Annotated in this window: 24 protein-coding genes; 12 read left to right on the top strand and 12 right to left on the bottom strand. The window is 40.1% G+C overall.

From position 1 onward, the window contains the following. Positions 1 to 235: 235 nt before the first annotated feature. The 3 genes from ACTJJQ_RS02500 (at position 236) to ACTJJQ_RS02490 (ending at position 2,351) form a co-directional block, all read left to right on the top strand. Positions 236 to 337 carry a YhdX family protein gene (locus ACTJJQ_RS02500; RefSeq protein ID WP_017360338.1) on the top strand — a complete coding sequence of 34 codons (102 nt, stop codon included), beginning with the start codon at positions 236 to 238 and terminating at the stop codon, positions 335 to 337. 164 nt (positions 338 to 501) lie between these two features. Beyond that, the gene (locus ACTJJQ_RS02495) at positions 502 to 1,590 is read left to right on the top strand and encodes a mechanosensitive ion channel family protein (RefSeq protein WP_024719970.1); all 1,089 of its coding nucleotides are present in this window, start codon (positions 502 to 504) and stop codon (positions 1,588 to 1,590) included. Positions 1,591 to 1,619: 29 nt separating this feature from the next. Then, the gene (locus ACTJJQ_RS02490) at positions 1,620 to 2,351 is read left to right on the top strand and encodes an NAD-dependent protein deacylase (protein WP_440599940.1); all 732 of its coding nucleotides are present in this window, start codon (positions 1,620 to 1,622) and stop codon (positions 2,349 to 2,351) included. 38 nt (positions 2,352 to 2,389) lie between these two features. Here the strand turns inward: ACTJJQ_RS02490 and ACTJJQ_RS02485 are convergent, their stop codons facing one another. Next, entirely contained in the window at positions 2,390 to 3,244 is an 855-nt protein-coding gene (locus ACTJJQ_RS02485) for a polysaccharide deacetylase family protein (protein ID WP_171465134.1), read from the bottom strand. Between the two features lie 295 nt (positions 3,245 to 3,539). On the opposite strand from ACTJJQ_RS02485, the gene dat reads away from it, so the two are divergent. Beyond that, positions 3,540 to 4,394, top strand: coding sequence for a D-amino-acid transaminase (gene dat, locus ACTJJQ_RS02480; RefSeq protein WP_440599923.1), 855 nt, complete (start codon positions 3,540 to 3,542; stop codon positions 4,392 to 4,394). A gap of 47 nt (positions 4,395 to 4,441) precedes the next feature. Here the strand turns inward: dat and ACTJJQ_RS02475 are convergent, their stop codons facing one another. Then, complete coding sequence (locus ACTJJQ_RS02475; protein WP_008348950.1) at positions 4,442 to 4,948, bottom strand: universal stress protein; 507 nt, start codon at positions 4,946 to 4,948, stop codon at positions 4,442 to 4,444. 559 nt (positions 4,949 to 5,507) lie between these two features. Here ACTJJQ_RS02475 and ACTJJQ_RS02470 point away from each other — a divergent pair. Next, the gene (locus tag ACTJJQ_RS02470) at positions 5,508 to 7,265 is read left to right on the top strand and encodes an ABC transporter ATP-binding protein (RefSeq protein WP_440599922.1); all 1,758 of its coding nucleotides are present in this window, start codon (positions 5,508 to 5,510) and stop codon (positions 7,263 to 7,265) included. After that, entirely contained in the window at positions 7,262 to 9,277 is a 2,016-nt protein-coding gene (locus ACTJJQ_RS02465) for an ABC transporter ATP-binding protein (protein WP_098681049.1), read from the top strand. Before ACTJJQ_RS02470 ends, ACTJJQ_RS02465 begins: the two co-directional genes overlap by 4 nt. A gap of 126 nt (positions 9,278 to 9,403) precedes the next feature. On the opposite strand, the gene ACTJJQ_RS02460 is transcribed toward ACTJJQ_RS02465, so the two are convergent. The 7 genes from ACTJJQ_RS02460 to ACTJJQ_RS02430 all read right to left on the bottom strand — a co-directional run bounded on the left by ACTJJQ_RS02460 (position 9,404) and on the right by ACTJJQ_RS02430 (position 15,654). Further along, positions 9,404 to 10,021, bottom strand: a complete 618-nt coding sequence (locus ACTJJQ_RS02460; protein WP_008348943.1) for an NAD(P)-dependent oxidoreductase — start codon at positions 10,019 to 10,021, stop codon at positions 9,404 to 9,406. Between the two features lie 284 nt (positions 10,022 to 10,305). Continuing rightward, a complete protein-coding gene (locus ACTJJQ_RS02455) occupies positions 10,306 to 10,509 on the bottom strand; it encodes an alpha/beta-type small acid-soluble spore protein (protein ID WP_008348940.1) in 204 nt (67 codons plus the stop codon). A 226-nt stretch (positions 10,510 to 10,735) separates the two neighbouring features. Further along, a complete protein-coding gene (locus tag ACTJJQ_RS02450) occupies positions 10,736 to 11,842 on the bottom strand; it encodes an ABC transporter ATP-binding protein (RefSeq protein WP_396484199.1) in 1,107 nt (368 codons plus the stop codon). Positions 11,843 to 11,981: 139 nt separating this feature from the next. Continuing rightward, the gene (locus ACTJJQ_RS02445; RefSeq protein WP_440599921.1) at positions 11,982 to 12,857 is read right to left on the bottom strand and encodes a helix-turn-helix domain-containing protein; all 876 of its coding nucleotides are present in this window, start codon (positions 12,855 to 12,857) and stop codon (positions 11,982 to 11,984) included. Positions 12,858 to 12,877: 20 nt separating this feature from the next. Beyond that, a complete protein-coding gene (locus tag ACTJJQ_RS02440) occupies positions 12,878 to 13,087 on the bottom strand; it encodes a YheE family protein (protein ID WP_008348933.1) in 210 nt (69 codons plus the stop codon). 145 nt (positions 13,088 to 13,232) lie between these two features. Further along, positions 13,233 to 14,591: a YheC/YheD family endospore coat-associated protein gene (locus ACTJJQ_RS02435; RefSeq protein ID WP_317328997.1), complete on the bottom strand. Its 1,359-nt coding sequence runs from the start codon at positions 14,589 to 14,591 to the stop codon at positions 13,233 to 13,235. After that, the gene (locus tag ACTJJQ_RS02430) at positions 14,548 to 15,654 is read right to left on the bottom strand and encodes a YheC/YheD family protein (protein ID WP_272511359.1); all 1,107 of its coding nucleotides are present in this window, start codon (positions 15,652 to 15,654) and stop codon (positions 14,548 to 14,550) included. Before ACTJJQ_RS02430 ends, ACTJJQ_RS02435 begins: the two co-directional genes overlap by 44 nt. A 214-nt stretch (positions 15,655 to 15,868) precedes the next feature. On the opposite strand from ACTJJQ_RS02430, the gene ACTJJQ_RS02425 reads away from it, so the two are divergent. From ACTJJQ_RS02425 to ACTJJQ_RS02405, 5 genes are all read left to right on the top strand, one after another. Then, a complete protein-coding gene (locus ACTJJQ_RS02425) occupies positions 15,869 to 17,002 on the top strand; it encodes a DUF445 domain-containing protein (protein ID WP_048001737.1) in 1,134 nt (377 codons plus the stop codon). A gap of 122 nt (positions 17,003 to 17,124) precedes the next feature. Next, complete coding sequence (locus ACTJJQ_RS02420; protein ID WP_008348927.1) at positions 17,125 to 17,481, top strand: YlbF family regulator; 357 nt, start codon at positions 17,125 to 17,127, stop codon at positions 17,479 to 17,481. Positions 17,482 to 17,926: 445 nt separating this feature from the next. After that, on the top strand, positions 17,927 to 18,793 hold the full coding sequence (locus ACTJJQ_RS02415) for a Cof-type HAD-IIB family hydrolase (protein ID WP_224559640.1): 867 nt from the start codon (positions 17,927 to 17,929) through the stop codon (positions 18,791 to 18,793). Between the two features lie 113 nt (positions 18,794 to 18,906). Beyond that, a complete protein-coding gene (locus tag ACTJJQ_RS02410; protein WP_440599920.1) occupies positions 18,907 to 20,406 on the top strand; it encodes a coproporphyrinogen III oxidase in 1,500 nt (499 codons plus the stop codon). A gap of 75 nt (positions 20,407 to 20,481) precedes the next feature. Then, positions 20,482 to 21,756 carry a lysine N(6)-hydroxylase/L-ornithine N(5)-oxygenase family protein gene (locus ACTJJQ_RS02405; RefSeq protein ID WP_440599919.1) on the top strand — a complete coding sequence of 425 codons (1,275 nt, stop codon included), beginning with the start codon at positions 20,482 to 20,484 and terminating at the stop codon, positions 21,754 to 21,756. A gap of 36 nt (positions 21,757 to 21,792) precedes the next feature. Here the strand turns inward: ACTJJQ_RS02405 and ACTJJQ_RS02400 are convergent, their stop codons facing one another. Together ACTJJQ_RS02400 and ACTJJQ_RS02395 are read right to left on the bottom strand one after the other, a co-directional pair. Next, on the bottom strand, positions 21,793 to 23,016 hold the full coding sequence (locus tag ACTJJQ_RS02400; RefSeq protein ID WP_007497140.1) for a cation:proton antiporter: 1,224 nt from the start codon (positions 23,014 to 23,016) through the stop codon (positions 21,793 to 21,795). 3 nt (positions 23,017 to 23,019) lie between these two features. Next, entirely contained in the window at positions 23,020 to 23,517 is a 498-nt protein-coding gene (locus ACTJJQ_RS02395) for a cation:proton antiporter regulatory subunit (protein ID WP_017366937.1), read from the bottom strand. A gap of 526 nt (positions 23,518 to 24,043) precedes the next feature. On the opposite strand from ACTJJQ_RS02395, the gene ACTJJQ_RS02390 reads away from it, so the two are divergent. Beyond that, positions 24,044 to 24,859 (top strand): enoyl-CoA hydratase, encoded by an 816-nt coding sequence (locus tag ACTJJQ_RS02390; protein ID WP_080688154.1) that lies wholly within the window; start codon positions 24,044 to 24,046, stop codon positions 24,857 to 24,859. 35 nt (positions 24,860 to 24,894) lie between these two features. Here the strand turns inward: ACTJJQ_RS02390 and ACTJJQ_RS02385 are convergent, their stop codons facing one another. Further along, positions 24,895 to 25,083, bottom strand: coding sequence for a YhzD family protein (locus ACTJJQ_RS02385; RefSeq protein WP_024719988.1), 189 nt, complete (start codon positions 25,081 to 25,083; stop codon positions 24,895 to 24,897). Between the last annotated feature and the right edge of the window lie 32 nt (positions 25,084 to 25,115).

Raw genomic sequence — 25,115 nt, 5'->3', positions numbered from 1 at the left:
TATGGAGAAGAAGAGCGCCGTATTATCATGGAACCTCATGTACCGAAAAAGCTTGATGTATCATTTTGAAAAATTTACAGGAATAGAGCAAGCTTTGATTGAGTAAACCTGAATTACATCAATTTTTCTTCGATCAATTTTGTCCAAATCGTCAGCGTTCGTCAAAATATTAGTGCTTTCGTCATGTTGACTGAAAATTCTGATGTTTTATAATGATGAAAAGGAGGCGAGATGATTGGGTAAAGGGAGAATTAGAGTGGAAGAACGTATTAAGGCCGAAACGGATGCTGAAATGTTTAAAGCGACTCTCCTTGATCAGGCTCAGAAGAAAAAGTAGTTTGCTGCCCGTCGATATGTCTCAAGCCAAAATTTCATAATTGAACATCATGCCTCGGGATAGGTCCCGAGGCTTTTTATATAGAGGTCAGACATTTAAGAGAGGACATAAACGAAGGTTATATTATAAACTAGAGAGGATTGTTTTAAAGGAGAGAGACAGAGATGTTTACACAAAAATGGATGGATACATATTTTACAGTCGATATTGCGATCCAAATAGGCATTAGCCTTTGTATTTTATTGCTTTTTTTATTACTTCGAAAAGTATTTACGAAATACTTGTTTCACCTGCTCTTTAAGCTGACAAACCGGTCTAAAACCGAAGTCATTAACCAAATTGTCGTGGCGTTTGAAAAACCTGCGAGACTGTTTTTTGTGGCACTAGGTTTATATTTTGCGTTAAGACAAGCCCCATACTTTGAGCACCATATGGATGTCATTGTCAAATTGTATAGATCCTCTATTATTTTGATGCTGACGTGGGGGCTTTGTAATCTAACCGCAGCTTCTTCCTTCTTATTTCAAAAAGTGAATTCAAAATTTGAATTAGAGATGGATGATATTTTAGCCCCATTTTTATCAAAGGTTCTTCGGTTTATGATTATTGCACTGAGTATTAGCGTCATTGCACAAGAATTTAATTATGATGTGAACGGACTTGTGGCAGGGCTTGGTCTAGGTGGTCTTGCTTTTGCGCTCGCTGCGCAGGATACAGTGGCAAACTTTTTTGGAGGAATTGTGATTATTACAGAGAAGCCTTTTACAATGGGTGATTTTGTAGAGACTCCAAGTGTACTTGGGACTGTAGAGGACATTACCTTCCGGAGCACAAAATTTAGAACACCTGCTGAAGCAGTGGTGACAGTGCCAAATTCGACCCTTTCAAAGGAGCCGATCACAAATTGGACGAGAATGAATAAACGTCAAATTACGTTCTCCGTTCGCGTATCGTACAATACACCGAAGGAAAACATTGATAAGTGTATCAAACGTCTGAAACAAATGCTTTATGAGCATGATGGGGTTCATAAGGAAACGATTATGGTGAATTTCGATGTGCTGGCAGACAGCTATTTAAACTTATTCTTTAACTTTTATACAAACACAACGGCTTGGTCTGAAAACCTGGATATTAAGCAGGATATTAACTATCGCATTATTGATATCTTCCATGAAGAAGGGGTAGAATTTGCTTTCCCTGGACAGACCATTTATATGAAACAAAAAGGTGAGAAACAGCTCGGTGAATAAAGGAGGAATGGTGGTTGGATCAAACAAAAGTGGCAGCGCTAAGAGAGAGATTATCAAAGGCCTCACATATTACAGTCCTTTCAGGTGCTGGGATGAGCACAGAATCGGGAATTCCCGATTTTAGATCAACGGGTGGACTATGGACAGAAGATACTTCTCGCATGGAGGCAATGAGCCGGTCTTACTTTTTATCACATCCTCATCAATTTTGGCCGAAATTCAAAGAATTGTTTCAAATGAAGATGAGTGGAGAGTACGAGCCAAACGCTGGACATGCTTTTTTAGCCAATTTAGAAAAGCAAGGAAAACGCGTGGATATTTTCACGCAAAATATCGATGGTCTGCATAAAAAAGCGGGAAGCCAGCATGTGTATGAACTGCATGGTTCCATTCAAACAGCTACATGTTCATCATGCGGGTCAACATACGAACTGCCTTATTTATTACAAGAAGAGGTGCCGGTTTGTGAGCGGATTTCATCAGACGGCCGTACATGTGGACGAGTACTTAAAACAGATGTTGTCCTTTTTGGGGACATGGTGAAGCACTTTGATCAAGTGGAGAAATCGCTCCAGCAAACGGACATGCTACTCGTCATGGGAACTTCCTTAGAAGTGGCACCAGCCCGATATATTCCGGAAGATGCTGCTCATCATCCTTCCATCTTTAAGGTCATGATGAATTTAAGTGAAACGGAATTCGATCCGCTGTTTGATCTTGTCTTTCACGAACGAATTGGCGAGCTTGTGAATGCTTTATAAATCATAAAAAACCCGCATCCAACAGGTGCGGGTTTGCTTTATTGTTGTAGTGGCTTCATTGTTTCATCAAGGACTTCAAACGTGTAGCCCTTCGCCTTTAATTGTGTGATCAGACTGTTTAAGTATTTTGCGGTAGCTGGCTGATCATGCATTAAGATGATTTTTGGCTCTTTCGGGTACTTGGTTTCAAGTACCTGCAGCTGATTTAATACTTCTGGTACATATTTTGAGCTTTTATATTTCCAGTCAAGACTGTCAATGGTCCAGTCCCAGTATACAAAGCCTTTTTGTTTTAAACGTGTTTTTTGCTGGTCTGTTAAGTTTGGAGAACTGCCATAAGGTGTTCTCACAAGATGTGTATATTCACCAGTAACAGAAGCCAATATACGTTGATCTTCTTTCATTTCATTTACAGGAGAATCACTTTTTTGATAAAAGCGTTTCACATCATGCGTGATGCCATGAAGTCCTAATTGATGACCTTCTTGATGAAGTCTTTTCACAGCTGCTGGGTGTTCTTTGATTTGCGGCCCGAGCATAAAGAATGTGGCCTTCACTTGCTGTGACTTTAGCACATCTAACAGCTGATTTGATGTAGCAGAAGGGCCATCATCAAAGGTTAAAAAGATCGTTTGATCCGTTACATGTTTGTTTGGATTGATCTTAAAATGTGCATCTAATGTTTTTGGCGAATCATCTTTTGCTTTCAGACTTGTACTTGTGTCTCGAAATGGACTGCTCGCAGACACTTCATTTGGTTGATCTGCTGCCTGCATATTGGTTTTAGACATATCCCAAATGAAAAAAAGGATCAATGTCAGGATGACTAGACCAATCGCCTTTGAGAGCAGCATCATGTTTGAAGGTGTCTGTTTTTTCGTAACCCGTTGCATTACAATCGCTCCAATAAATCAGTAGTTTGTGTCGAATCATGTAGTGGATTCTGTCTTTTTTCGCTGTTTTTTGTCGTGCTCATATGGAGTAAGTATACAGGAAAAAAGAGCCTATGAATATAGAAGATGCTAAAAAATTGGAATCTTTTTGGTTATGAATCTATATTTGTTACAATAGAAGGTTATCCTGTCAAATGGATATGAAATAATTCTGAATAATCATTGAAACGTTTACATTTATCCGCTAAGATAGCATCAGATTCAACCATTAAGCAAAGCGAAGGGGAGATTCCATATGAAAGTATTGTACAATGGGGATTTTATTGAAAAAAAAGATGCACATGTTGATATTGAAGACAGAGGCTATCAATTTGGCGACGGAGTCTATGAAGTCATCCGCGTATATAATGGGACTTTGTTTACATTAAAAGAGCATACTGAGCGTCTATTCAAGAGTGCAAAGGAAATCGGCATTCATCTGCAAGGTACAGTATCCGATATGGAAGAGAATTTGAAGAAGCTAGTCGCAGATAATCAAGTGATTGATGGCGGCGTGTATATTCAAGTCACGCGAGGCGTCGCACCTCGTAAACATCAATATGGTGCACTTACCCCTCAGATTACGGCATATACATTTCAAGTAAAAAAGCCTATTCAAGAGCAGACAGCTGGTGCGAAAGCTCTATTGTCTGAAGACCTTCGCTGGTTAAGATGTGATATTAAAAGCTTAAACCTTTTATATAACGTCATGGAAAAGCAGAAAGCGTCTGAAGCTGGTGCGTTTGAAGCGATTTTAATAAGAGACGGCTTTGTGACAGAGGGGACGTCCTCGAATGTATATGCCGTCATTGACGGTGTCATTCGTACACACCCAGCAAATCACCTGATTTTAAACGGCATTACACGTAGAAAGCTGCTAGAGGTTTGTCAGGAAGAAGGATATCGTGTGGAAGAAACCCGCATGAGTAAAGACGAACTTTTGCATGCACAGGAAATTTTCATCAGTTCAACGACAGCTGAAGTGATTCCAATTGTAGAGATAGATGGTCAGCCAGTTGGGGAAGGTGTTCCAGGAGAGATCACGAAGCGTGTACAGGAAGGGTTCCAGAAGAAAATTAAGCATGAAAGCGAAGCATCTATTTCTTCGTAAGAAGAAAAAGGCTGTAAACCAATGTTTACAGCCTTTTGTGATGACATTTATTTCACGATCAGTACAGGTATATCTGATTTGGACGATAACTTTTCACTCACACTGCCAAAGAGCATCTTTTTCAATCTGCTTTGGTCACGTGCTCCCATGACGATGAGGTCTGCTGAAATCTCTTCAGCGTATTCGATAATCGCTTCTGCAGGCTCCCCTTCAACAATTTCAATCGCAGCTTCAAACTGCTCTTCATTTAACAGCATTCTTGCTTCTGCAACGACCTCTTCTGTATGGTCTTCAAAAATCAAGGGACTTTGCTGTTCATCATGAGGTACATACACAGGGGGTGTTTGAAGGTCTGCCATGCCGCCTCCGATATAAGCGCCGCCAGTCATTGGGCGAGGTGCATCAAACACCTGTCTGCTGGATTTCCCATCATGAGCGTAGGCAATGGTCAGCTTGGCATGCAAAGTTTTGGCTAAAGCGATTGCCTTCTTTAATGCTTTCTTACTGTCTTCATGTCCATCAAACGCAACGACCATCCGATCAGCTTGAAACAATGTCCTCATTCCTTTCAAAAGGAGTCTATACGTTCATGGTATACCCGATATCTGAAAAAGATACACATAAAGGGTGTGAACTTTTTGTTAGAAAATTTCATTTATTGAAAAATATTTATTGACAAAATAGTGACAGCCACTATAAGATAAAAAAAGATTCAAGAGCCAAAAGGAGGAAATGTCATGTGCAACATCATTGGAAGAATGAAATCAAACTACATGAATGGGTTGATTCACGTGACAATTACACCTTCATTGGTCATTGAAAAGGGACTCGTATGTTCCAATTGATCGGATGAATCAAGGCGTATGTTGCGTATTTGTCAACATGCGCCTTTTTATCATGTATAAAAGAGGCGTACCAGTCAGCTGGTTGCCTCTTTTTTTGTTGTATACATTTCGCATCTCGAAATAATGGAATGCATCAACAACTAAATGAAGAGGAGTGAAAGCATGTGAACATGCCAAAGGCAAGACAAATGACAAAAGCTCAAAAAACGAAACAAGGTGACAATCAGGAAAATATAGAAAGCGGCTAGCTTTAAAAGGAGAGACAAACATGTTTTCAGTATTTGTGAAATTAGGCTGGTTCTTTAAACAAGAGTGGAGGCGCTATACAATCGCCATTACTCTGCTGCTCATTGTGAATGTGCTTGAAATGCTACCACCGAGGTATCTAGGTCAAGCAGTTGATGACATTCGGTCTGGTCAATTTACAACATCCAGTATTCTGTTTTACGTAACCATTTTTTGCTTACTTGGTGTCAGTGTCTATGCGCTCACCTATTTTTGGATGTACCAGTTATTTGGCGGCGCGAATGTCATGGAGCGTGTGATGCGCGGAAAATTAATGCGCCACTTACTTAAGATGACACCCACCTTTTATGAAAAGAAAAAAACCGGAAATTTAATGGCGTTAGGTACAAATGATTTGAATGCTGTGGCTTTAACAACAGGCTTTGGCGTTTTAACATTAGTCGATTCCACTGCTTACATGCTGATGATCTTTTTTACGATGGGACTGACGATCAGCTGGAAATTAACTTTAATGGCCATTATTCCGATGCCACTGATGGCGATTTTGATAGCGTTTTATGGCAGTAAAATTCATGAACGCTTTACAGTCGCTCAAGATGCATTTGGTGATATGAATGATCGTGTATTAGAATCAGTTGCCGGCGTTCGGGTGATTCGGTCTTTTGTACAGGAAAAACAAGATGTGAATCGCTTTCGAGAAATGACAGATGATGTTTTTCAAAAAAATATGAGAGTAGCGATCATTGATTCATTGTTTGAGCCGACGGTGAAATTGCTTGTGGGGATCAGTTATTTAATCGGTATCGGTTACGGCGCATATCTTGTGTTCCAAAGTGATTTAACCATTGGTGAGCTTGTTGCATTTAACGTCTATCTGGGGATGATGATCTGGCCAATGTTTGCCATTGGTGAATTGATTAATATCATGCAAAGAGGAAATGCCTCATTAGACCGGTTGAATCATACACTCAGTTATCAACCGGATGTAACTGACGCAGCCAAACCAAAAAGATTACAAGAGCCTGGCGATATTCAATTTGAACATGTGACATTTAGGTATCCAACTTCCTCTAAAGATAATCTAACGGATGTCTCCTTTACTGTACGAAAAGGGCAAACGATTGGTATTACAGGAAAAACGGGAAGTGGAAAAACAACGATTGTCAAACAGCTTCTTCGTCAGTATCCGACAGGTGATGGGAAGATCTTGCTTTCAGGTGTTCCAATTGAGGACATTGAATTGGATCAACTGTTCCAATGGGTTGGCTATGTGCCGCAAGATCATGTCCTTTTCTCTAAAAGTGTAGAAGAGAATATGCGTTTCGGTCATAGAGACGCGAGAGAAGCTGAATTAGCACAAGCGATTAAAGATGCTTACTTTGAAAAGGATTTACGCCTTTTACCAGAAGGCTTGGAAACCATGGTTGGAGAAAAGGGAGTGGCGCTGTCAGGAGGACAGAAGCAGCGGATTTCCATTGCACGTGCTTTATTAATTGATCCAGACATTTTGATTTTGGATGACTCGTTATCTGCAGTTGATGCAAAAACAGAAACGGCTATTTTAGAGAATTTAAGACAAAATCGTCATGGAAAAACGACATTTATTACAACCCACCGTCTATCAGCTGTAGAGCATGCGGATCTCATTCTTGTCATGGAAGAAGGACGTATTGTTCAAAAGGGAACCCATCAAGCGCTTATTCAGCAAGATGGATGGTATAAAGAGCAATTTCTGCGTCAGCAGCTGACAAATCAGCTGGAAGGAGGGGATGAGGCATGACAACAGGGAGAAGACTTCTTGCCTATGCACTCCTATATAAAAAAGTATTGTCTGTTGCTTTGATCTTTCTGATCATTGCAGTTGGTGCTGAGTTGACAGGACCTTTCATTGGGAAAAAAATGATTGATGATCATATTTTAGGTGTAGAAAAACCGTATGTTGAGGTAAATGAAAAAACAGATAAAACGGTTTATTACCAGGGAAATAACTATATAAGAAGTGACCGGCTACAGAATCAAAATGAAGCTGGAAAGCAAATCAATGTCGTGCAAGTCGGATTTGGGTACTATTTTGTGAATGAACCGATTCGATTTGACGGGAGCCGGACAATAGAAGGGGATCAGCTCACCATTGAAAATGGGAGCGAGCGTGAGACGTATCAGGTACAGCGTTTATCCAAAGAGGAAATCTTCGCTTTTTATCAGCCGGAAATCAGTGGTTTGGTGCAGCTTGTTCTATTTTATTTTGGGATGCTCGTCATTGCGATTTTCTTTCAATATGGGCAGCACTATTTACTCCAGCGTATTGCAAATCGCATTATTCAAAAAATGCGAGTGGACGTATTTGAACATATTCAAACGCTTCCGATTCGGTATTTTGATAATTTACCGGCTGGAAAGGTTGTCGCGCGGATTACCAATGACACAGAAACCATTCGTGATTTATATGTCACAGTACTAGCGAATTTCGTCACAAGTGCCATTTACATGATTGGCATTTATATCGCCATGTTTTTATTAAATGTGAAGCTGGCGCTCATTTGTTTAGTGGCTGTTCCGATTATTTTCCTATGGTCGATGACTTACAGAAAGTTTGCGTCGGTTTACAATCATCGCATTCGATCCATCATCAGTGAAATTAATGCCAAGCTAAATGAAGCTATTCAAGGAATGACGATTATTCAAGCATTTCGACATGAACAAGCAACGAAAGAAGAATTTGATGAGCTGAATAACAATCACTTTCGATATCAGCGAAAGATGCTTCATTTAAATTCACTGCTCTCACATAACTTGGTGAATCTGCTTCGGAACTTAGCATACGTCGCACTCATTTGGTATTTTGGCGGCGCGTCCTTAAGTGCGACGGGCATTGTGTCGATTGGGGTGCTCTATGCATTTGTCGATTATTTAAATCGTTTGTTCCAGCCGATTACAGGCATTGTGAATCAATTTTCTAGATTAGAATTAGCAAGGGTTTCATCTGAACGGGTCTTTCGATTATTAGATGAGCCTGGTACTGAAGTGGAAGAACCGGTTCAGAAGAAAATCGAGGGGCACGTTCAATTTCAGGATGTTACCTTTGCGTATAATGAAGGGAAAAATGTATTAAAGAACATCACCTTTGAGGCGAAAAAAGGTCAGACGGTGGCACTCGTTGGACATACCGGTTCTGGGAAAAGTTCGATCATGAATTTGCTGCTGCGTTTTTATGATATTCAGCATGGGGATATCCTCATTGATGGAAAAAGCATCTATGATCAGTCGCGCCAAACGTTGCGTAAGCAAATGGGCATTGTACTGCAAGATCCTTATTTGTTCTCTGGAACGATTGCCTCCAATGTCAGTTTAGGAAATGAAGACATTAAAAGAGAAACGATTGAAACATCGTTAAAGCAAGTGGGCGCAGCAGAACTATTAAAGCATTTGCCTGAAGGTTTTGATGAACCAGTTGTTGAAAAGGGGAGTACTCTTTCCTCTGGGGAGCGTCAATTGATTTCATTTGCCCGTGCACTGGCATACGATCCAGCGATCTTAATTCTAGATGAAGCGACGGCTAACATCGATACAGAAACAGAAGCCATCATTCAACGGGCACTAGATGTCGTCAAAGAAGGACGAACCACTTTTGTCATTGCACACCGATTATCTACTATTAAGAAAGCTGACATGATTTTGGTGTTAGAAAAGGGTGAGATTGTCGAGCGCGGCAGCCACGAAGAGCTCATGGAGCAAGGCGGACTGTATGCGCAAATGTACGAATTACAAAAGGGAGCTGTGACGAGCAGCTGATAGGATGAGTAGAAAAAGCCTCTTTCAATTTGAAAGAGGCTTTTTTCATGGCAATGAAAAAAGTCGAGGCTTCATGAAATGATCTCGACTTTTACTGGTTGTATATCATTTACACGAACTAAATGGTCAATAAGCGATACCGACGCGTTGATGCACAAATTCCTTTGAGTTTAACTGCTGATACAAAAAGTGTGCGGTATCTTCAACTGAAATTTTCTGTCCATCTATAGGGAGAAAATTCTTTTCATAGCGATATGACCGTGTCACTTCTCCATCTGGTAAATAGGTTGGGCAAATGATTGTCCAATCTAGTTCAGTTGATTGAAGAATTTCAAATGCTTTGGCATGTTCTTTAGCAGCTCGGGAAGTGGTTCGCCTTGATTCATTTGTTTCAAAGCGGTAAAGCTCAGGCTGCTGCCTTGCTTTTAAAATCCCCGCAGTGCCAATCGTTATAATTCTTGATGTTCCTGTTTGCTTCATGGCTTGTACGATATGCTCCATTGAAACAGATAAAGTATCATCACCATCTGTTGATAGACAGCTCACGACAATATCTGATCCTTTAATCGTTTCAAGCACATCCTCTTGATTTCTGGAATTGCCGGTGACTTGAAACATACCCGCAAGCATTTCTTCCCGGTTTGTCCGAATTAACGAGCGAACCATGTAACGATCATCTTCTTTTACGAAACGAAGAAATGCTTGTCCTACACGTCCATGAGCACCGAAAAGAGCTATTTTCATCTGATCGATCCCTCCACTACATACTATAAGTGAAAAGAACTTAAAATGGTACAGTTTTATGTCATGCTTTTTTTATAAAGATGAAAGGACCGAATACTATGAGCATATTCACATAATAGAGAGAGACCGACAAATTGTAGAAGTTCAAAATTCACACCTGAAATAATGTCCATGAAGATCCGCTCCTTTCTAATACATCATATGAATTCAAAAGGAATCGGTGAGGGATAAAACCAAAAAAAGAAGACACCATAAGAGGTGCCTTCTATGATCCAGATATGAAATTAAGCTTTTGTTCCACCAAGGTTTTGCTGAGCGTAAGATACAAGACGTTTCGTGATTTCTCCACCAACTGAACCGTTAGCACGAGCTGTTGTTTCTGCTCCAAGGTTTACACCAAACTCAGAAGCGATTTCGTATTTCATTTGATCGATTGCTTGCGCTGCTCCAGGAACTAGTAATTGATTTGAACTATTAGAATTTGCCATGATGTGAATCTCCTTTTTATATATGATTTTTTTGGTTGGGTTTGCTGGAGTCGCACCAGCGAAATGATCAAGTCATTTGCCACTTGGCGAAACCCAATGAGGTAACTGCTTTGTACTAAATATTATGGTTCGCTACGAAAAAAACATACGGAAAAAGAACATGGTAAATGTTGTTTTCACATACAAAAAACCACCACCCAATGGTGATGGTTTGTGGAACGTCTTCTTATTCAGCTGAGCGGATGCGCAGCTCAGTCTCTGTATCAAAGAAGTGAGCTTTATTCATATCAATGGCAAGAGGGAGCGTCTGACCTGCCTGAATATCTGTGCGAGAATCAACTCGTGCAATAAACGTTTGACCAGCGAGAGAAGAATAAAGCATCGTTTCGGCTCCCATTAATTCAGCCACTTCTACGTTTGCTTCAATTTTTGTTCCCTCAGAAGCCTCTATAAACACAGGCTCATCATGGAAATCTTCTGGTCTGATGCCTAGAATCACATCTTTTCCGATATAGCCCTGACTGCGTAATACTTTCATTTTTCCTTCTGGTACACGAATGTGCGTATTCCCAATGGCAATGGCTCCGTCAGACAGTTTTCCTGTAAAAAAGTTCATCGCTGGAGAGCCAATAAATCCTCCTACAAAGACATTCTCTGGGTTTTCATACACATCCTTTGGTGCGCCAACCTGCTGAATAAAGCCATCTTTCATGACAACAAGCCGAGTAGCCATTGTCATGGCTTCTGTTTGATCGTGTGTGACATAGATGAATGTCGTCTGCAGCCGCTGATGGAGTTTAGAAATTTCGGCACGCATCTGAACACGAAGTTTAGCATCTAAATTAGAGAGAGGTTCATCCAAAAGAAAGACTTTTGCATCTCGCACAATGGCCCTTCCAAGTGCAACACGCTGTCTTTGACCTCCAGACAATGCCTTAGGTTTTCGATCTAAGTATTGTTCAAGCCCTAATATTTTCGCAGCGTTTCGTACCCGCTCATCAATTTCTGCTTTAGGAAATTTTCGAAGCTTTAATCCAAAAGCCATATTATCGTACACATTCATATGAGGGTATAAGGCATAGTTTTGGAAAACCATCGCAATATCCCGATCTTTTGGTGCCACATCATTCATTCGCTTGCCGTCTAATAGAAAATCCCCTTGTGAAATTTCTTCAAGGCCTGCAATCATGCGGAGGGTTGTTGATTTTCCGCAGCCAGATGGACCAACAAACACAATAAATTCTTTATCCTCAATATGTAGATTAAAGTTATCTACTGCTGTTACTTTGTTATCGTACACTTTATAAATTTGATTCAGCATCATTTCAGCCATAGGTGGTAGCCTCCCAGTCCTTTTTTTGAAAGCGCTTTACTTATAAATGAAGTGTATAAAAAGGAAGGGTGTCTGTAAATGGACAACGTGCACAATATCTTATTTTCATTTTTAGGCAAGGTGCTCATGATAGGATCATTTAAGAAAGATCGAGAAGATTCATCATGAAATAAGCAGCTGACGCTTCTTGAAAATGCCGTATATCTAGTCCTGTCCGTTCAATAAATTTATCAATCCGATACTGAAGGCTGTTTCGATGAACATATAAAGCTTTTGCTGCCTGCGATGCATTTAAATTACATTGCATATAGGTCATGAGAGTTCTGTAAACGTCCCGATCAAAGATTGTTTCTATAAATGCATCTGATATAGCGGCAGAAACCATGTCTGTATCATGGCGAATGAAAGCAGGTAGACATTGATAAAATGTTGCAACCCCTGACCTAAGTTTTCCTTGCTTCAGATGCCATAAAAAGAGCTGATGTTCATTCAATAATCTCTTTTTTAAATTTTCATTTGGCAAATGCAGCTGTCCTTGCATGAAGACAACGTCTGTTAAAAAATCACTTGTGATGGCTTGAGACAAATCATGTAGTTGTTCAAGTTGACCATTTTCTGATGTGGCGTTTGTTTGAATGAGCATAGCTGTTTCAGTGCCTGTCCATATGAAATGAATATGTTCGAGGCTGCTGTTCACAGCCTCTTTTATTTGCTGCCTTTGTTCTGCTTGGTGATCCATTTTAAAAAAATGAACACGGACGGATTGATCGATGGTGATTGATTTGTTTTCAAAGAGATAGCTGTACCATTTCTGTTCTTCTTCCGTTTCCTGCGTATGAGGTACATCAATTGGTGTGAGGAATGAATTGAGAAGAAGCGTTTCCCTTTCTGTTAGCTCCGTTTTGTTTACTCCGAAAATTTCGCCTTCGTCTGTTTGATACCAGAGAGTTTGTTTATCATTTGTTGGTGAACTGATGATATGGTGTCCGTAAACAAGTTTTAGCTTTTCTAACATGGCGAGGCTCCTTAAACAGTTTAATCATACACATGGAATAGCATTAATTCGTGGATTTCTTCTTTTAAGGTTGGTTCAACTTCATGAGGCGGAAGCTGAGAGCCCCATTCAATATCACCCGTTTTGTGATAAATGCCTTCATAGTGTGAACCATTATGAAAAAAGGATATTTTCCAGCCAGGTAATTGCGCTTTTTTAAAGAGAGGTTTCCATTGAAAATGAGAAATCATATCATCATTGCCTCCTTGCTTTTATTGATGAAACAATAAATACACACGACAATACGGAAACAACCTTGAACTTGGTTTTATTGTATCTCATCTGATGAAAAGAGCATAGGGAAAGCACAGATTTCAGAGACATGAAAAGAAATCATCAGTAGGCGTTTGCATGGTCTATAGGACTAAGAGCCATTTGTGTTAGGTAAGATGCGTATTCAACGATTCTTTTCCCAATCAGCCATTCTGAGTTTTTCAATGGTGCATGTAGAAAAATCTCGCGGCCTGGACGAGAATTGGCTTCAAACATCCAGATAGCACCTAAGTGATCAATACCTAAGTCAAAACCAATTTCGCCAATCAGACCGGGCATTTTTTCATCTATCACACGACTAAGTGCGAGGGCAGTATCAGAGAGCTCTTGCAAAACCTTCAAACGTTTCTCTGCATCAGGAAAGATATCATACAGTGTTTTTACTGAACCACCATGCAGTTGATGGGTTGTGACAGTGTGATCTCCTGAAACTTTTCCAGCAGCGGCTGTAACAGTCCAATGACCATACTTATTTTTATTCGTATGAATTCTAAAATCCAGTGGTTGATTGTCTATTTGAAGAAGCTCAATGCCTTGTTGTGCAATCAAGTCTTGAATTGCACAATCTTTTCGCAGTTTTTTCACGAAATGGTCTACGGAATGATATGAAGTGGATTTCTCTTTATTTGAGCAGACAGTGATCCCGTTTTCCGTCTTCTTTAACTGATAAATACCGTCTCCATGACTGCCGTTTGTTGGTTTTAAATAAATGACATGATGCAGATGAAGGAGTGTTTCTATTTTAATTAAAGCATCAACAGGATCTAATCGTATGGAATGTGGTAAGAAAGAGCTTGTTTTTTCATCTGTTAATAGCTGTTCATGAATGTCCCATTTATTAAAAAAATAAGGGTTGAACCAAGGGATATCGTAGTCTTGAGTGAGTTTTCGTTTTGTTTCTTGAATGAATGCCGACTGAGCAGCCTTTCTATTAGGGAGCCGGTCATAAACAACGGATGGGAGGGGCATCTTCTTTTTTACCCAGCGCTCCTCTTGGTAAAGCAAACCGTCTACTATTCCTTTATCCCAATCGATAGAATGAGTACCAAAAAGATATGCGAAACCAGCATGCTGCCTGCAAGATTGCAACAGTTTCATAAAATAGGAAGACCTAGTGCCTAAAGGTGCTGTATTTTGTTCGAATCCTGCAGTGAAAATGCCGATGAGAGGTCCTATATAGAGTGTATGTTGAACTAATATGACCTCAGCTTTCGTTTTGTATGGAATGAGTAAAGCGCGATAAAGGTCTTCTGATAATAAAATCCTTTGTGATTGATGATGATAGGAAATGGTGAAATCATCTACTAAACAAGAACCTAAAGCAATAGATAAAATTGCCCCCTGCTCTTTAAACTGGACAGGGAGATGTACTGTATTTTCACTTGCTGAATGAGGAGCGATGATGTAGCGTTTTCTCTTCATAAGGAACCTCCTTTTCTTCAGCCATCATTGATTTGGCATGTTGAAGTATGGTCTGAATCAATTGCTTCTCTTTCTCAGGATAAGCTTTTAAAAAAGAGGATCGTCCTGGCTTTGATCTTACGTTTGAGATAAAAAGTCTGCCTTCATTTGTATGAAGCAAGTCTATAGCGAATTCAATACACGGTGAGAAAGTTTTGTCTATAAACGCTGGAAGAGATGACTGAATGGAGGCAATATCATCTAACAGCAGCTCCTTGATGTGTGGCTTTAATGAGTTTAAATAGTGATCAAAGGCTACCACATGACCGGAATTTTGTGTATTGCTTAAAAGGCTGTTTTCTACTGATGGTTTTGTATGAATCCCCATGCTATTCCATTGATTTTGTAAGTTTTTTATAAGTAAAATTCTAATTTCATTGAATAAAACGTCTTTTTGATCATTCGTGTTAAAAAATTGAAGGAAAGATCGGCCGATATACTTTTTGCACCAGCGCTCAACCTCTTCTGAATGTGAAAAGGTGATGATTTGCTTAGCGTTTAGCTGCACAGTAATGAGTGATTTGTCTCTTAAAGAAATGAAGCAAGAGGGTACTGCGTGCTGTTGAGAAAGCGGCTGTATTTTACAATATCCGCCCTTTCTGACCAAGTTGAGAAGGTCTGAAGGCTCTGTCAATAGAGAGCAGACAGGTAAGTATGGTTGTAAAGAAGGGAGGAGACGGAGCTGCTCGAATATCCGCATTTTATTTGAAATTCCAGTATTTAAAAAAACGGTTTTTGGATACTTTTTTAACCAATTCATGATAGGTTTTGCTTTTTTAGATTGTGCGTCATGCTGATAAAGACAACGATCATAAATCAAGTCAGGAATCTGAAATTCTGACGCTTCAAATCCTTTGCCAGTCGTAAATTTTTGACCGTGAATGACATTTGAAGCAGGCTTTAAATCTAAAGGTGAAAAACGAACAACTTCTAAATCAAAAGTAGAGGCAGCTTTGGCAAGCTGAAGTGTGAATGCCTCTTCATGCTTCGGAGAAAGAGTGACAATGCCGAGCGTTGACGTCATGAAACAACACCTACTTTTCAAATTCTTTTTTTAACATCTGAAAAACACTTTTTGTTGATTTTACATAAACTTGGCGTTCCTATATCATTACGACAGATCGTTGTCTCATATGTCACATTGAATGCTTCATTTGCTTGGGCTCTTGACAACAACTATAATACGTATAGATAAAAACAATAAACTTCAGGTGTTGTTTGAAAGGTAGATGACGACTTTGGATATATTCACAACGTTTCTCTTTATGATTGTGATAGGTGCAGTGATAGGGGCAGCAACAAACCATCTCGCAATTAAAATGCTCTTTCGTCCGTATAAGCCATATTATTTATTTGGGAAGCAGCTCCCATTTACACCAGGTCTTATTCCTAAAAGGAGAGATGAAGTAGCCAAGCAGGTTGGCGTCATGGTGATGGAGCATTTACTAACGCCAGAGGGTATTCAAAAACGATTTGAATCATCGGAGGCAAGGCAAGAGATATTACAGACAGTGCACCGATATATTGATAAAGGTGCTGATATGGAAATGACGGTTTTCTCCATGTTAGAAAGATACGGTTTTTCAGAGGCTGACGTTAAAGCTGACGCATGGCTTCATCAGTGGACTGATCATAAGCTCCACTCACTGCTTGAAAAGTATGATCAGCAAACGTTGTCTGAGCTGCTGCCACAGGATGTAGAAAATAAGCTTGCATCAAAAATTCCAGATGCCGCAGATTATATTTTAAAGAGAGGCATTCATTACTTTGAAAGTGATGAGGGAAAAGCAAGACTCGGTCATATGATAGATGATTTCTTAAAAGAACGAGGAATGCTTGGCAGTATGGTCCAAATGTTTTTAGGGAATTCAAGCTTAATTGATCGCGTACATCCTGAAATGATGAAGTTCTTAAAGAATGCAGAGACAAAAAGGTTTTTATCAGATTTACTTGTTCAAGAATGGGACAAGGTAAAGCAATTTTCTTTACATGAGCTTGATAAAAAATGGAATGTGAAAGAGCTTCTATTTAGTGTGAAAAAGCAATTACTTTCACATTTTTCTACAAAGATTCTGTTAGATAGACCAGTAGGAGTTTACATCAGTGCAGTAGCGGATGATCTTAAGACCAAGTTTGCTCCATCTCTCATTGATAAAGGGATTGAAGCCGCATCTAATGCGCTTGAGGGACTGCTCGCAAAGCTCCAATTTGAAGAAATTATTCGTGAACAAATTGAACTTTTCCCGCTTGAAAAAATGGAAGAGCTTGTGATCAGCATATCTAATAAGGAGCTGAAGATGATCACATTTTTAGGCGGTCTTTTAGGTGGATTGATCGGTGCTGTCCAAGCGATTTTTGTCACCTTATTCTAAGGCAAGATCGAGAAATTTCGATGAATTTATTGTATATATGTGAAACGAAAGCCATAGTTTGTTATAGTGGAGTGGTGTCCGCCGATCCATATCGGTGATAACGGATAGAAAGGAGACATAACATGTCTGTAAATCTTTATGATGTTGCATATGACCTTGAAAAAGCACTGCGTCATAGCGAAGAATATTCAGCGTTAAGAAATCTTTATGATGAGGTAAACGGGGATGAGTCCTCTAAAAGAATGTTTGAGAACTTCCGTGACATTCAAGTAAACCTTCAACAAAAACAAATGACTGGTCAAGAGATTACACAAGAAGAAGTAGAGCAAGCGCAAAAAACAGTTGCACTTGTGCAGCAGCACGATAAAATCTCTCAGTTGATGGAAGCAGAACAACGCGTAAGTGTTCTCATCGGTGAATTAAATAAAATTATCATGAAGCCTCTTGAAGAGCTTTATGGAAATACAGAAGAAAATTAATTGAAAGGGCGATCATATTCGCCCTTTTTTTCATTCATATCGCCGCTTGTATATCTTTAAAAAAAGGGTTGTCGAAGCTCGTAAATTCTGCGATAATACTTATTGAAAGTGCTTTCAAAAAGCGCTATCGTGATGAATTGGGTGCGTTCCACTTTGGATTTACGACGATGAGTCAAATGAGAGAGAAGCGCTTCTGGGAGAAAAGCAAAGCATAAGGGGATATGATATAAGCAATGCTTTGGTGTGTGAAAGATGAGGGGATCATGGGGAGCTTCATCACGCCATTGTTACGCATCCAAACCATACATAAAAAAAAGCCTAGGGGTAGGCTTTTTTTATTTGCGATTAGGCATAAAACAAGGGCTGCTTCAACTGCATGTTCTAAAGCGATAAGCTAGGGCATATCCTCATCGTAAGTACAGTCATCAAGAAGGGGGATGCCTCAGTGTCAAAAAAGCTACTTGCACTCAATATAGATGGAACGTTACTTCGTTCCAATGGGAAAATCCATTCCGCTACAAAAGAAGCTGTGGAATATGTTAAGAAAAAAGGGGTTTACGTGACGATTGTCACCAACCGTCATTTTCGATCCGCGCAAAAAATTGCCAAGGCGTTGAAAATACCGACTTCAACTCTTGTGACGCATAGTGGTGCATTTATCGCTGATAAGCTCGATGAGCCGCTCCATGTGAAGAAATTAACGGAAGAGAAAACATTTAATCTTGTGCAGATCCTTGAAAGCTTTGATTGTAATGTTCGCTTGTTACATGAAAAATTCTCAATCGGCAATCGGAAAAAAACACAGTCTCAATTGATGGGAAAAACGTTGATTCATCCGTCTGATCCCATTTTCTATCCCGTTCAATTTGTTGAATCATTAAGTGATATGCTCATGGATGAACCGGTGAGCACACCTGTCATTGAAGTGTATTCGACAGCAACACTTCAGCCTGAAATCCATACAACCATTCAACAAGCATTCCCATCTGTTGATCTGATTAAGATCAGTGATGAGAAAATGAATATTGTATGCAAAGGGGTATCGAAAGAAGCAGGACTTTCTCTTTTAACCTCAGCACTAGGTTTTACATTAGAAGATACGGTCGTGATCGGTCACGGGACAGACGACATCCCGATGCTTGAGTTAGCTGGCTTAGGCGTTGCGATGGGGAATGCACCTCATTCGGTCAAACGTAAAGCCGATTGGGTGACACGTTCTCATGATGAACAGGGTGTTGCTTATATGATCAAAGAATACTTTAGAATGCAGCAAAGGGAAGGTTTTTTACATCAATTTGATATTAAACGATAGTATAGTGAAGGCCCTGTCTATTAAGAAATGGCAGGGCCTTCGTCTGTTCTCTTCATTGCTTTTCCTAGATGAATTTTGTAAAATGAAACAAGTTTGAAGATAAAGGTGATACGATGCGAATTTTAGTTAAAGGGCTGTCTGATGAACGATTTCATCGACCGCTTGTCAATATAGCCAATTTATTTGAAGAAGATAGTGAAGTGCTGTTTGATTCCGGTGAAGTGGATGATGGCCTAGTGATGGTGTTTGATTGGAAAGAAACCCATGGTAGGGTGGAGGCTTCTGGCCATATCGCTGGAACAGATATGACGAGTCGTTTTACAAGAGAGATGCCAGAGGGCTTGAATGAAAAAGAGCGCTGGAAGCAAATCAAAAACACTGTGTTGTCTGTTTATTTACATCTGCTTCAGGAACATACAGGAATGACGCAAAAATGGGGGATTCTTACGGGGATACGCCCTACGAAATTACTTCATAAGATGCTAAGAGAAGGCATGACAAAGGAAGAAGCACATGCAGCGTTAAAGCGCGATTACTTGATTCATGATGAAAAGATCCATTTGATGCAGGAAATTGTTGATCGTCAAATCAAAGCCATTCCAGATCTGTACGATCTACAGGAGGAAGTGAGTATTTATATCGGTATTCCTTTCTGTCCAACAAAATGTGCTTATTGCACGTTCCCTGCTTATGCCATTCAAGGACAAGCTGGAAGAGTGGGAACGTTTCTTTTTGGGCTGCATTATGAGATGCAAAAAATGGGCGAATGGTTAAAGGAACATGGGATTAAAGTGACGACTGTTTATTTTGGCGGAGGTACTCCAACGAGTATTACAGCAGAAGAAATGGATTTGCTGTATGAGGAGATGTATCGCTCTTTTCCAGATGTGAAACATATTCGGGAAGTCACAGTAGAAGCGGGACGACCTGATACGATTTCACCTGATAAGCTGGAGGTGCTCAACCGTTATCATATTGACCGGATTAGTATCAATCCGCAATCATATGAGAATGAAACATTGAAAGCGATTGGCCGGCACCATAGTGTGGAAGAAACGATTGAAAAGTATCATTTATCAAGGCAGTATGGCATGAATAATATTAACATGGACTTAATCATCGGGCTGCCAGGAGAAGGGCTAAAGGAATTCCAGCATTCCTTGAACAAGACAGAAGAACTGAAGCCTGAATCTTTAACGGTGCATACACTTTCCTTTAAGAGAGCGTCTGAAATGACCCGCAATAAGGAAAAGTATCAAGTGGCAGACCGAGAAGAGATCACACGTATGATGGATGAAGCGGTTGCTTGGACAAAAGCACATGACTATCATCCGTACTATTTATACAGACAAAAAAACATTTTGGGGAATCTCGAAAATGTCGGGTATTCGTTAGATGGACAGGAAAGTTTGTATAATATTATCATTATGGAAGAGGTGCAGACGATCATTGGCATCGGATGCGGTGCTGCGAGTAAATTCATTGATCCGCGAACCGGAAAAATTACGCAATATGCCAATCCAAAAGATCCAAAATCTTATAATGATCGTTATGAGCACTATACGGAAGAGAAGATTCAGTTTCTTGAGTCATTATTTGTTTCTCACATGTAAACACTGCGGTGACGCAGTGTTTTTTTCATTTGTAAAAGGGTATATAGGGGGTAAAAAGATAAAGCAGGTGTACATATGATGGATGTGATCGGAATTGGGATTGGGCCAGCAAATTTAGGATTGGCCGCTTTATTAGAGGAGTATGAAGATGTGACATGCTGTTTTTTTGAACAGGAAACCGAATTTGCTTGGCATCCTGGTATGCTCATCAAAGGAACGGACTTGCAAGTTTCCTTTCTAGCGGACCTTGTGACAATGGCTAATCCAAGGAGCAAGTATACATTTTTAAATTATTTACATGAATCAAACAGGCTTCACCGCTTTTATACATTTGAACAATTTGATATCCCCCGGAGAGAATTCAATGAGTATTTATCCTGGGTTGCAGGTGAATTAGATAGCTGTCAGTTCGGGATGAAGGTGGAAGAAGTGACCGACTGTGAAGACGGGTATCTTGTAAAAGTTCGGCGGTTGAAAGATGGGGTGCTTTCTGAATATCGTGCAAAGCATGTCGTCCTTGGTACTGGAAGCAAGCCGATGATTCCTGTCGATGTGCCAGAAGCTGCGTTGCCGCATGTGACCCATAGCAGCCGTTATGTGGATCAACAAAAAGAACTTCATGAAGCTGAAACGGTGGCGGTGATTGGATCAGGTCAGAGTGCAGCTGAAATTTTCTTAGACCTGCTTCAGCATCAGAAGAAAGGACAGCAGCTTTCATGGTTTACACGTTCAAGTGAATTTAGAGAACTAGAGACAGCGGAGCTTGGTCAGGAGCTATTTACACCTAAGTATGTTGAATATTTTCATTCCCTTCCTTATGAAGAACGGATGAACACATTGCCTAGACTGGCAGGATTAAGGAATGGCATAGATGCATCGACGCTTTCTCGTATTTATCAGGAATTGTACCATCGCTCCGTTTCAGGAGAAGAGCCTTCTGTACTCATTCAGCCAATGACGGAGCTTGAAGCGATACATATGGAGGATGAGCAGCAGGTAGAGCTGCATTTGAAACAATGGCAGCTCAAGAAAGAAAAGAAAATCACAGCCGATCATGTGGTATTGGCTACAGGATATACGCCTAATATTCCGGAATGGTTTAGCGCATATGAACCATTGATTGAATGGGAGAGCGATAAGCATTTTAAAGTGACAGATGACTTCAGGCTTGTGTTTAAAGACAAACGGTCTCATCATCTCTTTACATTCACGAACCTCGATCACTCTCATGGAACAGCGGCGACCAATTTAAAACTATCGATCTACCGCAATCAGAAAGTCATCCGAACCATTCGCGGGGATACGAAAGAACAAGTGAAGCAAGAAACAGCATTTCAGCAATTTGAATAGATATAAAAAAGGGCCCCTGCACAGGGCCCTTTTCAATTAAATGGTTGTTTCTCTTTTTACTTTTGGTTTTTCAGTTTTCCATTTGAAGATTTTGTTTAGGATTTGATAGATACGCTTTGATTCTTTCGTCACTAGCGGTCCTAAAATCGCAAGGATTAATACATATAATGCAGCAAATGGCTTCAATGTAGCGGCAAGCCCGCCTGCAATCCCAAGTTCGGCTACAATGATGGAAAACTCTCCTCTTGATACGATGGTTAATCCAATATTAGAAGAGGCTTTATGAGAGAAACCGGCTCTTCTTCCAGCAAACATCCCGGCGGTGAAGTTCCCGATCAAGGTGAGAATGACAGCACCGATCGCAAGCCAGAAGGCATCTCCTAATGTAAATGGATCAATACTTAGTCCAAAGCTGAAGAAGAACATGGCGCCAAAGAAATCTCTAAAAGGAACAACGAGATGTTCAATGCGGTCTGAGTGCTCTGTTTCTGAAAACACAAGACCGAGTAAGAGAGCGCCAATGGCCTCTGCGACATGAATCGTCTCTGAAAAACCAGCCACGAAGAACAAAGCGGCAAAAATGACAATGATAAATACTTCATTTGAACGGATATCGAATAGTTTGTTTAATAGTTTTGGCAGCTTACGCGCGATGATAAAGAAAATCATCATGTAACCAAAAGCGATTAAAATAGATAATAAGGCACCGCCAACGGATGTGGCATCTCCAAGGACAAGACCTGATACGACAGATAAATAAACGGCGAGAAAAATATCCTCAAACATAATAATCCCAAGAATTAACTCTGTTTCAGGGTTCGCTGTCCGTTTTAAATCGACAAGGACTTTGGCGACAATGGCGCTGGATGAAATGGTGATAACGCCTGCCATAATGAGAACTTCAAGGAATCCAAAGCCTGTGATAAACCCATAAAGCAATCCTAAGCTAAAGTTGATCAAAATATAAATAGATCCGCCGACTGCAATGGATTTACCCGATTTTATGAGTTTGCCGACAGAGAACTCAAGCCCAAGGTAGAATAGAAGGAACAGGACACCCATTCTACCAAAAAATGAAATAATCTCGGTGCTCTCGATAAACTTCAAATCAATGATCCCGATGGTTGGTGCATGCGGACCAACAATCATCCCGAGGACAATGAGAAAAGGAATGATAGAAAATTTAATTTTATTGGCGATTAAGCTGGCAATGGCGATGAGAATAAGCGCCGTTCCAACTTCAAAGACTAAATGATCCATTCATCACTCTCCCCCTCTAGAAAGAAAATCACGTATCAATCGCTTCAAGTGTTTTCTTTCGCCTGAAATGACCATCGTATCATTTGCTTGAATAATCGAATCGGCACCGGGGTTGAGTAATTTTTCATTTGTATGTTTAATGATCGCAATGACGGTGACTTCATAATTTTGTCTCACATCTAAATCGCCGAGTGTATGTCCAACCGCTTTTGCGTCTTTTTCTACCTTAAACCATTCAATGATCAAATCATTGAACGCCATTTCAATCGTTTCAAGTGCTTGCGGCTTATACACCATACCGCCAATAATGGCAGCAATTTGCCGGGCTTCAGCATCATCGAGAGAAATGGTGGACAGTACTTCATCTGGATCTTCATCGTCGAAACGATAAATCTCCCGTCTGCCATCATCATGAATCACAATCGTCATCTTTTCTCTATTTCTCGTTTCAATTTCAAATTTCTTTCCAATCCCAGGAAGATCATTTTCTTTAATGTTCATTTTATCCCTCCGAATATGATAGGTTTTGTTTTTCATATAGTGAGTACGGATGAAATAAAATGAATCAGTCGAGGTAATTTGATTGGTACATAATGGGGATTGCACACTTCATTTCTAAAAAACATAAATCAATGGATAACGCTGTGGTTGATGCAAACTTTACAAGAAAAGCTTTTGAAGCGCCCATTGATAACCTCTGTTTTAACAGAAGAGATGATGCATGTTTTTTTGAAAATGGAGGTGTCTTCACAGCGTTGATTTCTTCATCATAAACCGATGGAGAAATCAGGCTCGGTGTGCTCGCTTCTGCTTGTGAAGCAAAAACGACATTTGAAAAGGGAGAAAACATGACGATGCAGCTAATCAATATACATATGGAACTTCTTATCAAACATTCTCCCCCTTTCATATGATGTTTTATTTCTTATTTTACTATATAAAAATATATTTCTCGTTTCAACAATTATGCTTATTTTAGTATCAGTTGATCTTGAAATTTTTTGTGTAGAGGAAAAGGAATTGCTTGATGGAAATTGAAGTAAGTGATGAGCTTGAAAAGAAAGAGGGGGAATGGATGATGACATATATCAATTGTCAGGTAGATGGGGATATTTTTGAAATCGTTTTCAATAGGCCTGAAGCGTATAATTCGTTTCATGTTGACATGTTTGCTGAATTGAAGGAAGCGTGTGATACAGCGAGTGAGAGCAGTGCGAAAATTGTTGTACTCAAGGGGATGGGCAAAGGGTTTTCAGCAGGCGGAGATATTGGCATGATGCTAAAGCAAGATCGTGAAGAAGATTTTCATCGCGTGATGGATCTGATCGAGGGAATTACACTTTCTTTAGCCAGTATGAAAAAAGTGACGATTGCACTTGTCCACGGGGCAGCGGCTGGTCTTGCTTTTAGCTTTGCCCTTAGCTGTGACTATTTGTTTATGCATCAAGATGCTAAGCTTGCCATGAACTTTAATGGAATCGGGTTAATCCCAGATGGCGGAGGGCATTTTTTCCTCACCAAAAGAGTTAGTGAACAAACCGCTAAACAATTGATTTGGAGCGGACAAAAGCTGCCGGCTGAAGAAGCGCTCAAGCTTCGCCTTGCAGACGGCGTGTTTCAAGATGAGGTGGATACTTATCAGAAAGCGTGCGTCAAGCCATTTTTAAATATGCCGCTTCAAGCCTTTGTTGAAACAAAGATGATTTATTTTCAGCAGTCAGAATCACAGCTGTTAGCCGTTCTTCAAAAAGAGCGTGCTGCACAAGCTAGACTGAGACAAAGCCGTGATCATCAGGAGGGTGTTCAAGCGTTTTTGGAAAAAAGACGTCCTGTGTTTCATTAAATAGAAGAATGAATGGCCGGCGGATGCCGGCTTTTTTAACGTTCAAATAAAAGAAGTTTACCTGCATCATTGACGAGCCGGTGAGAATGCTTTGTGTATTGTTGTTCGATTAAACGATGCCGTCCTAATTCTTTTGCTTTTTCATCACTATCTGTGGTGATTTTTTCGTTTAATAAGGTTTCACCTGACGAATCAAATACAGTCAAATAGTAGGTTTTCTCCATCTCTGATCTTCCCTTTCTTCTTGTTTTTTAAT

This window comes from Bacillus sp. 22483 (genome assembly GCF_052044605.1).
Lineage (GTDB): Bacteria > Bacillota > Bacilli > Bacillales > Bacillaceae > Bacillus > Bacillus altitudinis.
The sequence above is the reverse complement of the archived record's forward strand: the minus strand, read 5'-3'. Positions and strand labels throughout refer to the sequence as shown.